The 11,704-nt window shown below is 73.9% G+C and carries 9 protein-coding genes; 4 read left to right on the forward strand and 5 right to left on the reverse strand.

The window, feature by feature from the left end; genetic code table 11:
• Positions 1–28 precede the first annotated feature (28 nt).
• A complete protein-coding gene (locus E6R62_RS28985; RefSeq protein ID WP_136216448.1) occupies positions 29–799 on the reverse strand; it encodes an alpha/beta fold hydrolase in 771 nt (256 codons plus the stop codon).
• Positions 800–889: 90 nt separating this feature from the next.
• On the opposite strand from E6R62_RS28985, the gene E6R62_RS28990 reads away from it, so the two are divergent.
• The 4 genes from E6R62_RS28990 (at position 890) to E6R62_RS29005 (ending at position 6,384) form a co-directional block, all read left to right on the forward strand.
• Positions 890–1,591: a 4'-phosphopantetheinyl transferase superfamily protein gene (locus E6R62_RS28990; protein WP_136216449.1), complete on the forward strand. Its 702-nt coding sequence runs from the start codon at positions 890–892 to the stop codon at positions 1,589–1,591.
• An 805-nt stretch (positions 1,592–2,396) separates the two neighbouring features.
• Positions 2,397–3,758: a S8 family peptidase gene (locus E6R62_RS28995; RefSeq protein ID WP_136216450.1), complete on the forward strand. Its 1,362-nt coding sequence runs from the start codon at positions 2,397–2,399 to the stop codon at positions 3,756–3,758.
• A gap of 179 nt (positions 3,759–3,937) precedes the next feature.
• Positions 3,938–5,230 (forward strand): hypothetical protein, encoded by a 1,293-nt coding sequence (locus E6R62_RS29000; RefSeq protein WP_240801972.1) that lies wholly within the window; start codon positions 3,938–3,940, stop codon positions 5,228–5,230.
• 86 nt (positions 5,231–5,316) lie between these two features.
• Positions 5,317–6,384, forward strand: coding sequence for a DUF916 domain-containing protein (locus E6R62_RS29005; RefSeq protein ID WP_136216451.1), 1,068 nt, complete (start codon positions 5,317–5,319; stop codon positions 6,382–6,384).
• A gap of 114 nt (positions 6,385–6,498) precedes the next feature.
• Here the strand turns inward: E6R62_RS29005 and E6R62_RS29010 are convergent, their stop codons facing one another.
• The 4 genes from E6R62_RS29010 to iolC are packed head-to-tail and all read right to left on the reverse strand — an operon-like array spanning position 6,499 to position 11,639.
• Positions 6,499–7,998 carry a CoA-acylating methylmalonate-semialdehyde dehydrogenase gene (locus tag E6R62_RS29010; RefSeq protein ID WP_136216452.1) on the reverse strand — a complete coding sequence of 500 codons (1,500 nt, stop codon included), beginning with the start codon at positions 7,996–7,998 and terminating at the stop codon, positions 6,499–6,501.
• A gap of 13 nt (positions 7,999–8,011) precedes the next feature.
• Complete coding sequence (iolD, locus tag E6R62_RS29015; RefSeq protein ID WP_136216453.1) at positions 8,012–9,889, reverse strand: 3D-(3,5/4)-trihydroxycyclohexane-1,2-dione acylhydrolase (decyclizing); 1,878 nt, start codon at positions 9,887–9,889, stop codon at positions 8,012–8,014.
• Positions 9,886–10,698, reverse strand: a complete 813-nt coding sequence (gene iolB, locus E6R62_RS29020) for a 5-deoxy-glucuronate isomerase (protein WP_240801976.1) — start codon at positions 10,696–10,698, stop codon at positions 9,886–9,888. The genes iolD and iolB overlap by 4 nt, the downstream gene beginning before the upstream one ends.
• A 20-nt stretch (positions 10,699–10,718) precedes the next feature.
• A complete protein-coding gene (iolC, locus tag E6R62_RS29025; protein WP_276615667.1) occupies positions 10,719–11,639 on the reverse strand; it encodes a 5-dehydro-2-deoxygluconokinase in 921 nt (306 codons plus the stop codon).
• Between the last annotated feature and the right edge of the window lie 65 nt (positions 11,640–11,704).

Genomic DNA, 11,704 nt, shown 5'->3' on the forward strand with positions numbered 1-11,704 from the left:
CAGGCCGGCGGGCACGGGCACCGATCCGTCAGGCGACGCGCAGGGCCTCGGCGGTGGCCCGGGCGAAGCCGTCGGGGTTGTCCAGCATGATGTTGTGCCCGCAGTCGGCGATCGGGACGACCGTGACACCGGCGGCCCTGAGCACGTCTGCCCCGGGCAGGGGCCCGTCCGCCTCGGGGACCAGACAGGCACGCGGAATCTCCAGGGCGGACAGGAGCTCACGGATGCCGGGGGTGGTGCCGGCGGCCAGGTGGACGGCGGAGCGGTAGAGGGCGGTGCGACCGGTCAGCCGCATGGTGGACCACCAGTGGGGGCCCACCCGGTCGGCGATCCGGGCCCAGCCGTCGGCAAGGAACTCCTCCTCGGTGTAGGAGGCGATGCCGCCGCTGCCGGCCGTGCGCCGGTCCGGCCGCAACGCGTCCAGGTTGGCGTCGACCAGGACGAGGCGGGAGACCAGCGCGGGGTGGCGTACGGCCAGCACGACGGCCACGGCGCCGCCCATGCTGTGGGCGATCACCTCGGCGCCTTCGGCGCCGGCTTGGTGGAGGGCGCTCGCGAGGGCGTCGGCGTGCGCCTCAAAGGTGTAGGGGAAATCCTCGGGGCGGTCGCTGTGCCCGTGGCCGAGCAGATCGACGAGCAGCGAGCGCCGACCCGCCAGGAGCGGGTGCACGGCTACGGCCGCGAAGTAGGCGGGCGAGGTGGCGCCCAGCCCGTGGAGGTAGACCCGCGAGGGCTGCTCCCCGGGCAGTTCTACCCAGCGGATGCGGTCGTCCCGCGGCGTAACTACGGCGCTGTGCACGGCGTTTCCCCTGGAATGGTGGTGCGGTGAACCTGGCAGGAGCGTAACCGGGCCGTAGAGGGCGATGATCGCCTCGTCTACCCTCGTCAGGTGACGGTGTACCTGAACCAACTCGGCGGTGACCGCCCACGCGTCGGCCCGCCGCCCGAGGGCGAGGCCGTGATCGTGTGGACCTTGGACACGGGTCGGAGCGTGGTGGCCGAGCACGCGGTCGAGGAGGCCGCGGCGGTACTCGACGCGGCGGAGCGGGAGCGCGCGGGACGGTTGGTGCGGCCTGCCGACCGGCATGTCTACCTGGCCTCCCACCTGGGGCTGCGCGCGTTGCTCGGCGGATACCTCGGGATGGCTCCCGAGGACGTCGCGCTGATCCGCGAGGAGTGCCCGTGCTGCGGTGGTCCGCACGGACGCCCGGCGGTCGCGGGCGGCGGGGTGCACTTCTCGCTGTCGCACACCGCGGGAGTGGCGTACCTGGCGTTCGCCGCGCTGCCGGTCGGGGTGGACGTCGAGGCCACTCCGGACGCGGCGGTGGTCAGGGACCTGCTCGGCACCCTGCATCCGGCGGAGACGGAGGAACTCACCGCGCTCGCGGAGGCGGACCGCCCTGTGGCGCTGGGCCGTCTGTGGGCACGCAAGGAGGCCGTCCTCAAGGCGACGGGTGCGGGGCTCGCGCAGGGCGTGGCCGAGCCGTACGTCGGTTCGGGCCCGACCCCCGCCCAGGTGGCGGGATGGACCCTGCGGGACCTCACGGCCCCGCCGGGCTACGCGGCGGCCGTGGCCCTGCCCGGCGGGTGACCACCCCCGCCGCAGCCCTGGCCGGGCGCTGAAGGCACCCCCACCCCGCCCCCGCGATGAACGGGGGGGGACCGCCGCCGAGCGCCGGGTCGTTCCTGCCCCGGTTGGGCGGTGAAGGGAACCGCCCTGCCCCTCGATGAACGGGGGGCCGCCGCCAACGCCCAGGCCGAGACCGCCCCGGTTAGGCGGTGAAGGGAACCGCCGTACCCCCACTGGGCGGTGCGGAAGCCCTCCCCACCCCGCCCCCGCGATGAACGGGGGACCGCCGCCGGACGCCCGGGCCGAGACCGCCCCGGTTCGTCCGGGGCGCTCGGCGGCGGAGCGTTGCGGGGCAGGGTCACCGGCCGCGCCGGCTGCGGTGTCCGGCCGTACCGAGCCGCCGCGCCCCCGGACCGGTTCGGGGTCGAAGCCTCGATCGGGCCGACGGACCGCGTGCGAGGCGGACTCGGGACACGTACCCGGCTGGGTCGGGCGCCGGGGTCGCGAGCCGCCGGGCGCCCGGCGCCCTGTCATCACAGCCGAGGAGATCCCTCGGTGGCGCCCGTGCCGTTGCCCGAATCGGCGCCGCGAAGCCGCTCTCCGACGGGCCCGTCCGGGACGAGTGGGCCACCCGGTTCCCGACCGCGTCCCGCCACCCGATGGCCACCGCAGCCGGCGCCGCCACACGGGTGTCTTCCCGATACACGACCGGCCGGCCCTCCGGCGTCCGGCGCGCCTGACGCCCCGTAACCCGTGCGTCGGCGTGTCGGGGGCCACTCGGCGCACCCCCCGCGCGGGCGCCCCCCACCCGGCCCAACATCGCCGCATGACCGCACTCACCGCGTTGCTCCCGGCCGCCGCCCTCCTGGCGACGGCCGCCCTGTCCACGGCCCCGGCCGCCGAAGCTCCCACCGCCCCATACGTCGTGGTCCTCAAGGACGGCGCCGGCCGCGCCCTGGCCGCGGGTCGCGCCTTGGCCGCGGAGGCGGCGGAGGCGGGCGACGAGGTCACGGCCGTGTACGACACCGCCCTCAACGGCTTCGCCGTCCGCACCACCGCGGCCCGCGCCTCCGCGCTCGCCGCCGACCCGCGGGTGGCGTCCGTCGAGCCGGACACGGAGTTCCGGATCAATGACACCACCCAGCCGCTGGCTCCCTGGTCCCTGGACCGGATCGACCAGCGCGACCTCCCCCTCGACGGTTCGTACACCTACGCGACCAAGGGCGAGGGTGTCACCGCCTACGTCATCGACACCGGGATCAACACCGCGCACCAGGAGTTCGGGGGCCGCGCGCGGGCCGGTGTCAACACCGTGTGGCTGGAGGGCTCCGAGGACTGCAACGGCCACGGCACGCATGTGGCGGGGACGATCGGCGGTGCGACGTACGGGGTGGCGAAGGGAGTCTCGCTCGTCTCGGTGAAGGTGGCGAACTGCCGGGGCAGCGGACGCCTGTCGTCCCTCGTCAACGGCATCGACTGGATGGTGAAGGACGCCGTCAAGGCGGCCAGGGCGGCCGCGGCGAAAGCCTCGGCCGCCAAAGGCACGGCCACGGAACCCGCCCCCGCCACCCCCGTACCCACCCCCGCCGGCACGCCGGCCACCCCGACCGCCGCCGCGACCCCCACACCCGCGCCCGCCGCCAAGGACCCCGCCCCCGAATCCACACCCCTCACCGCCACCGCCACCACCGCCACCACCGCCACCGCCGCCGCGCCCGCCGTCGCCAACATGAGCATGGGCGGCACCCGCAGCCGCGCCCTCGACGCGGCCGTCACCCGGGCCGTCGCAGCCGGGATCACCTTCACCGTGGCCGCCGGCAACTCCGGCAAGGACGCCTGCACCGGCTCCCCCGCCCGCGTCCCCGACGCCGTCACCGTCGGCGCCACCGACACCGCCGACCGCCGCGCCCCCTTCTCCGCCTACGGACGGTGCGTCGACGTCTCCGCCCCCGGGGTCGGAATCACCTCGGCCTGGAAGGGCTCCACCACCGCCCTCGCCCGGGCCACCGGCACCTCCATGGCCGCCCCGCACGCGGCCGGCGTCGCCGCGCTGATCCTGGCGGACGGCGCCCCGATGACCCCCGCCCAAGTCACCCGTAGCCTCCTGCTCAGCGCCGTCCCCGACCGGATCACCGGCCTTCCCGCCGGCACCCCCAACCTCCTCCTCCACACCCCGACCACCCCCTGAGGACCAGCCGAATCCACCGGTCCTCACCCGGTCTGATGGGACATCAATGTCTGTGCGCTTCGGCCCGAGGCAAGTCATTGACTTCTCATCACCGCGACGCGTCAATGTCGGCCTCCGCACCGGCTCGGCCCCCCCCTCACAGCGAGCGGGGGTTCGTCTGACGAAGGAGTCGCGACCCAGTGAGTACAACGTTCCGACGAAGAGTGCTGGCCGGGGCGGGCGCGTTGTCCCTGGCCCTGATGGGCGGCGTCGTGGCCATGACGGGGACGGCCCAGGCCGCGACCAAGACCACCCCGGTGCCGGTGAAGTGCGTCGCCCCCGCTCCCCAGCCGGGTGCCAACGGCACCCAGGACTACACGATCACGGTGCCCGACACGGCGAAGGCCGGTCAGAGCGTGCCCATCACCATCGACCCGGGCGAGACCCCGGTGGTCCCGATGTTCACCATCGACACGGTCAACACCATCAAGGCGAAGCTCCTCGTCGGCGGGGTCGCCCAGACGGTCACCGGGCCGGCCGTCCCCAGCCACCAGGAGGCCGGCAAGAAGTCCGACCCGCCCGCCTTCAGCGGGGCCGTCACCATCCCGGACGGCAGCGAGGGCAAGACGCTGCAGATCACCATCGACCAGGTGGTCACGGACGCCGACCTCGGCGGCACCGTCTACACCACGACCTGTACGCCGGACCCCCGCCCCAGTGCCTCCGTCGGCTCGATCGCCGTCGAGGCGCTGCCCAAGGACCCGGTGACGACCAAGATCACGCCGAACAGCGGCAAGGCGGGCACGGCCGTCGCCGTGACGGGTGCCAACTTCCCGGCCGGTCCGGTCACCTGCTCGGCGCTCCTCGCGGGCGCTGCCACGGGTGACACCGGCAGCGGCACGGCGGACGCCTCCGGGGCCGCGACCTGCGACCTGACGGTCACCAAGAAGGCCGACGCGATCAGGATCGACGGCTCGGTCTCCCCGTACAAGTCGTTCGTGTTCGTCGAGGACCAGGCGGGCGTCAAGAACCCCGTCGACGTCGAGGTACTGCCCGGGTCGCTGGCCCTCGGGCCGAAGGACGGTCAGCCGGCGGTCAGTTTCGGCGCGGTCACCATCAACGGCAAGGCGCAGTCGGTGTTCGGCGCGTTCAACGCGGCCACCGTGCAGGACTTCCGGGGCGGTTCGCTCGGTTGGGACGTCACGGCGACCCGTACGCCGTTCCTGAACGCGGCCACGGGCCACTCCCTGGCCAAGGCGCAGCTCGGCATCCAGCCGTCCTGCACGGTGACCAACCCGGACAGCCCGAGCACCTGCACCGCCGGTGCGCCCGGGGCGATCACGGACACCCCGATGAAGATCGCCTCGCAGGCTGCCGGCGGTGACGAGCTGACCGGCGGCGAGTTCGCGGTGGGCGGCGCGGCGATGCTCCAGCTCCCGCCGTTCATGTTCGCCGACACCTACGAGTCGGTCGTGACCTTCTCGATCGCCTGATCCACCACCGGGAGGGTGACGCGGCCGAGCGCCGTGCCGCCCTCCCGGTGCCCCGCCCCTCGTCGTGGCGTGACTGGAGATCCGACATGCGCCCCCGCACCGAGACACACCCCCGCACCCCTTCCCCCTGCGGCCTGTTCCTCGCCCTGGCGCTGTCCGTCGCGGCCCTCCTGTTCGGCGCGCCCAGCGCCGGAGCCGCCGACAACGGCACGTGGAGCGTCTTCCCGACGCCGCCGCCCGGGGCGGCGGCGTCGGAGCGGGCGTACTTCTTCCACCAGGGCGCCGCCGGGGCCACCGTCACCGACAGCGTGACGATCCTGAACTCCTCCGACGGGGAACTGACCTTCCGGGTCTTCGCCACCGACGCCGTGAACACCCCGGTCGGCGGCGCCTTCGCGTTGCTGCCGGTGGAGGCGAAGCCCGAGGGGGTCGGCGCGTGGACCACCCTGGCGCCCGGGACCGCGCCCACGGTCACCGTCCCGCCCAAGGGCCGCAAGGACGTCCCCTTCACCCTGAAGGTCCCCGAGGACGCGTCCCCGGGTGACCACGTCGGCGGGATCGTGGCGTTGAACACCGCGGTGGAGGGAGTGCGGCAGGACGGCAAGGTACGGGTCGGCGTGAAGCGTTCGGTGGGCGCGCGCCTCTACGTGCGGGTGCCGGGGCCGGTGGTCCCGGGGTTGTCCGTGGAAGACGTCGGGGTCGAGCGGCACGCGCCGCCGCTGCCCTGGGTCCGGAGCGCCTCCGCGACGATCTCGTACAGCCTGGTCAACCGGGGCAACGTGGTGGTCGAGCCCCGGGTGAGGGTCTCCGCCCAGGGCCTGTTCGGGCGTACGGTGCTGCACCGGCCGGCCCGGGACCTCAAGCTGGTGCTGCTCCCGGGTCAGCGGATCGAGCTGACCGAACCCTGGCCGGACGCCCCGCAGTCCGACCGGGTGCACGTACAGGTCGAGGCCGAGGCGTCCGCCTACCCGGACCTGCGCGCGCGGGCCGGTACGGACTTCCTCGCCGTCCCCTGGCCGGCCGCCGGCGCCGTCCTCCTCCTCGCCGGCGCCGCCCTCGCCCTCCGCGTCGTGCGCCGGCGCCGTCACCGGGACGAGCCCCGACCCGCCGAAGCGGCGGCCGAACCGGCGGCGGACCCGGCCGGGGCCCGCTGACGGTGAGGGCGCGGTGAAACGGGGCTCGCCCCCCGCGTGAGGGTCGCGGGGGGCGAGCGGTCCGACGGAACGAGCGGTCCGACGGAAGACGGCGGTGTCGCCGCGGGGACGAGGTCAGTGGTTGCGCGGGAAGCCGAGGTCGACGCCCGCCGGGGCCTCGGACGGGTCCGGCCAGCGCGTGGTGACGACCTTGCCGCGGGTGTAGAAGTGGATGCCGTCGTTGCCGTAGATGTGGTGGTCCCCGAAGAGGGAGTCCTTCCAGCCGCCGAAGGAGTGGTAGCCCACCGGCACGGGGATCGGCACGTTCACGCCGACCATGCCCGCCTCGATCTCCAGCTGGAAGCGGCGGGCGGCGCCGCCGTCGCGGGTGAAGATCGCGGTGCCGTTGCCGAACGGCGAGGCGTTGATGAGCGCCACGCCCTCCTCGTAGGTCTCGGTGCGCAGCACGCACAGCACCGGCCCGAAGATCTCGTCGCGGTAGGCGTCGGAGTCGGTCTTGACGTTGTCGAGGAGGGAGAGGCCGATCCAGTGGCCGTTCTCGTTGCCCTCGACGGTGTATCCGGTGCCGTCCAGGACGACGTCCGCGCCCTGGTCGGCGGCGCCCTTCACGTAGGAGGCGACCTTGTCGCGGTGGGCGGCGGTGATCAGCGGGCCCATCTCGGAGGTCGGGTCGTTGCCGGGACCGATCTTGATCTTCTCGGCGCGCTCGCGGATCTTCTCCACCAGTTCGTCGGCGATCGAGCCGACCGCGACGACCGCCGAGATCGCCATGCAGCGCTCGCCCGCCGAACCGTAGGCGGCCGAGACGGCGGCGTCGGCGGCGGCGTCGAGGTCGGCGTCCGGCAGCACCAGCATGTGGTTCTTGGCGCCGCCCAGCGCCTGGACCCGCTTGCCGTTGGCGGAGGCGGTGGTGTGGATGTGGCGGGCGATGGGGGTGGAGCCGACGAAGGAGACGGCCGCGATGCCGGGGTGGGCGAGCAGCGCGTCGACGGCGACCTTGTCGCCGTGGACGACGTTCAGGACGCCGGCCGGGAGGCCTGCCTCCGTCATCAGCTCGGCGAGCTTGTTGGCGGCCGACGGGTCCTTCTCGCTCGGCTTGAGGATGAAGGTGTTGCCGCAGGCGACGGCCAGCGGGAACATCCACATCGGGACCATCGCCGGGAAGTTGAACGGGGTGATGCCCGCGACCACGCCCAGCGGCTGGCGGATGGAGGAGACGTCGACGCGGTTGGAGACCGAGGTCGACAGTTCGCCCTTGAGCTGCGTGGTGATCCCGCAGGCCAGTTCGACGATCTCCAGGCCGCGGGCGACCTCGCCCAGCGCGTCCGAGTGCACCTTGCCGTGCTCGGCGACGATCAGCTCGGCGATCGCGTCGCGGTTGGCGTCCAGCAGCGCGCGGTAGGCGAACAGCACCTTCGTGCGGGCGGCGAGCGAGGACTGGCCCCAGCTGCGGAACGCCTCGGCGGCCACCTGTACGGCCGCGTCGACCTCCTCGGCGGAGGCGAGGGCGACCCGCGTGGTGACCTCGCCGGTGGCCGGGTCGGTGACCGGGCCGTAGTTGCCCGACGCGCCCTCGACGGTCTTGCCACCGATCCAGTGGTTGACGGTCTTCATGTGCCTTGCTCCTTCACAGATGGCGACGTCGCTGCGCGGCTTGCCGGTCGTACTCTTCGCGGGCCGAGGCCGCCGCCGCGCGGGTCGCGGTCTCGGCCACGGGAACATCCCACCACGCCTGTGCCGGGGGTGGGCCCGACACAGTGTCGGGTGTTCGGGTCTGCGTGTAGACACATGTGGGACGGTCCGACGCCCGTGCTTCCACCAGGGCTTTTCGCAGGTCACGGATGGTCTCGGCACGGATGACCGCCATCCCGAGGGAGGCCGCGTTGGCCGCGTGATCGACCGGGAGCGGCGGGCCGGTGTACGCGCCGTCGGTCGCCCGGAAGCGGTAGGCCGTCCCGAAGCCCTCGCCGCCCACCGCTCCGGACAGGCCGCCGATCGAGGCGTAGCCGTGGTTGTCGAGGATGACCACCTTGATCGGGACGCCCTCCTGCACGGCGGTGACGATCTCGGTCGGGTTCATCAGGTACGTCCCGTCCCCGACGAGCGCCCACACGGGCCGTCCGGGCGCGGCCAGCGCCGCCCCGATCGCGGCCGGGATCTCGTAGCCCATGCAGGAGTAGCCGTATTCGACGTGGTACTGGTCGCCGGAGCGGGGGCGCCACAGCTTGTGCAGGTCCCCGGGGAGCGATCCGGCCGCGTTGATCAGGATGTCGGAGGCGTCGACCACGCCGTCGAGCAGACCGAGCACCTGTGCCTGCGTCGGGGCGGCGTCCTCGTCGCCGCTCGCGAAGGCCCGCTCGACCAGCCGCTCCCAGTCGCGTTTGCCCTCCTTGTACGTCGCCTCGTACCGGGGGTCCACGCGGTACCCGCCGACCGCGACGCGGAGTTCATCCAGGCATTCCCGCGCGTCGCCGACCAGCGGCCGGGCGGCGAGCTTGTGGGCGTCGTACGGGTCGAGGTTCAGGCCGACGAAACGGACGGCGGGGTTCTGGAACAGGGTCGCGGAGGCGGTGGTGAAGTCGGTCAGCCGGGTGCCCGCCGCGATCACGAGGTCGGCTTCGCGGGCGAGGGCGTCGGCGGTGGCCGTGCCGGTGTGCCCGACGCCTCCCACCTCGGCGGGATGGTCGAAGGGAAGGGCGCCCTTGCCCGCCTGGGTGGCCGCGACGGGGATGCCGGTGGCCCGGGCGAACCCGGCGAGGGCGGCCTGGGCGGCGCTGTGCCGGATGCCGCCGCCGGCGATGATCAGGGGGCGCGCGGAGCCCCGTACCGCCTCGGCGGCTGCCGCCAGCTCGTCCCGGTCGGGCCGGGGCCGGCGCACCCGCCAGACCCGTTCGGCGAAGAACTCCTCGGGCCAGTCGTGGGCCTGCGCCTGCACGTCCTGCGGCAGCGCGAGGGTCACGGCGCCGGTCTGGACGGGGTCGGTGAGCACCCGTACCGCCTGGAGGGCGGCGGGGATCAGCGCCTCCGGGCGGGTGACCCGGTCGAAGTGGCGGGACACGGGCCGCAGGGTGTCGTTGACGGAGACGTCACCGGCGTACGGCACCTCAAGCTGCTGGAGCACCGGGTCGGCGGGTCGGGTCGCGAAGGTGTCCCCCGGCAGCAACAGCACCGGCAGCCGGTTGACGGTCGCGAGGGCGGCCCCGGTGACGAGGTTGGTCGCGCCGGGCCCGATGGAGGTCGTCACGGCGTGCGTGGACAGCCGCCCCGACTGGCGGGCGTACCCGACGGCCGCGTGCACCATGGCCTGCTCGTTGCGTCCCTGGAAGAAGGGCATCTCCTCCCGGCCGCCTTCCAGCAGCGCCTGCCCGATCCCGGCGACGTTGCCGTGCCCGAAGATCCCCCAGGTGGCGGCGACCAGCCGGCTGCGGGTCCCGTCGCGCTCGGTGTACTGGCGGGACAGGAACCGTACGAGGGCCTGCGCCACGGTGAGCCTCGTCGTGGTCATGGGCGGCGCTCCTCCGATCGGTAGAAGGGCAGGCGGGGGTCGACCTGGCCGTCGACCCAGGTGGACCGGATCCAGCCGTGGTCGGGGTGGTCGCGGATCAGCCACTCCCGGGGGCCGTCCGGTCCGGCCATCACGTTGAGGTAGTACATGTCGTGGCCGGGCGTCGCGATGGACGGCCCGTGCCAGCCGTCCGGGATGAGCACCGCGTCCCCGCTCCCCACCTCCGTGAGGATGTCGGTCTTCCCCGCCGGGGAGGGGATGACACGCTGGTATCCGCGTCCGGGCGTGCCGTCGTGGGGGGCGATCTCGAAGTAGTAGATCTCCTCCAGCCGGGACTCCTCGCCGGGGCGGTGCTCGTCGTGCTTGTGGGGCGGGTACGAGGACCAGTTGCCGCCGGGGGTGAGCACCTCGACCGCGATGAGCCGGTCGCAGGCGAACGCGTCGGCGGCGGCGAAGTTGTTGACCTGGCGGGAGCACTGCCCGGCGCCGCGCAGCTCGACCGGTACCCGGCCCGCCGGCCCGTACCGGGCGGGCAACGCCCGCTCGCAGCGCGCCCCGACGAGCGCGAACCGGCCGCCGGCCCGGGAGCCGATGTCGGCGCGGCCGTCGCGCGGGAGGTAGGCGAAGTCCGTCACCGACGTGAACACGTCGGCGCGGCCGGTCAGTTCGATCACCTGGGGGTCGGGCGCGCGGCAGTCGACGACACAGGCTCCGGCCAGGGGCAGGACGATCCACTCGTGGTCGCCGCAGGTGTGCGCGTACGACTCGCCCGGGGCGAGTTCCAGCACCCGCAGGGCGGTCGAGGCCATCGCGTGGGAGGCGGTCACCGTCACTGTTCCAGCACCTCCTCGACCTCCTTCGGGTAGGGCATCGCCGTCGAGCAGGCCAGCCGGGAGGCGACGATGGCGCCCGCCGCGTTGGCGAAGCGCAGCACGCGCGCCGTGTCCCAGCCCGCGAGCAGCCCGTGGCACAGCGCGCCCCCGAAGGCGTCGCCCGCCCCGAGCCCGTTGACGACCTCCACCGCTACCGGCGGCACCTCCACGGCCGTCCCGTCGCGGTGGACGGCGAGGACACCGGCCGGACCGCGTTTGACGACGGCCAACTCCACCCCGGCCGCCAACAGCGCCCGGGCCGCCGCGTACGGCTCCCGCTCGCCCGTGGCGATCGCGCACTCCTCGGCGTTGCCGACGGCCACCGTGGCGCCGGCGAGCGCCCGCTCGTACCAGGGTCCCGGCTCGTCGTCCCACAGCATCGGCCGCCAGTCGAGGTCGAAGACGGTGGTCCCCGATTTCGAGCGGGCTTCGAGCGCGGCGAGGGTGGCGCCGCGGCTGGGCTCCGCGCTCAGGCCCGTGCCCGTCATCCAGAACACCCGGGCGGACCGTACCGCGTCGGCATCGATCTCATCGGCGGTGATCTCCAGGTCGGGTGCCTTCGGGAAGCGGTAGAAGTACAGCGGGAAGTCGTCCGGCGGGAAGATCTCGCAGAAGGTGACGGGCGTCGGGTAGGCGGCCACCTCGCGCACCCAGCGGTCGTCGACGCCGAAGGCCCGCAGTTCCGCGCGCAGGTACGCGCCGAAGGGGTCGGCCCCGGTCCGGGTGATCACGGCCACCCGGCGGCCCAGGCGGGCCGCCGCCACCGCGACGTTCGTCGGGGAACCGCCCAGGAACTTGCCGAAGGTCTCCGCTTCGGCGAGCGGTACGCCGGTCCTCAGCGGGTAGAGATCCACCCCGATGCGCCCCATCGTGATCAGGTCGAACGCGTCCCCGTCCCCGCTGGTCCGCCCCGGGTCGAACGCGTCCCCGTCCCCGCTGGTCG

Source organism: Streptomyces sp. A1136 (assembly GCF_004795055.1).
In the GTDB taxonomy this organism is placed as follows: Bacteria; Actinomycetota; Actinomycetes; order Streptomycetales; family Streptomycetaceae; genus Streptomyces.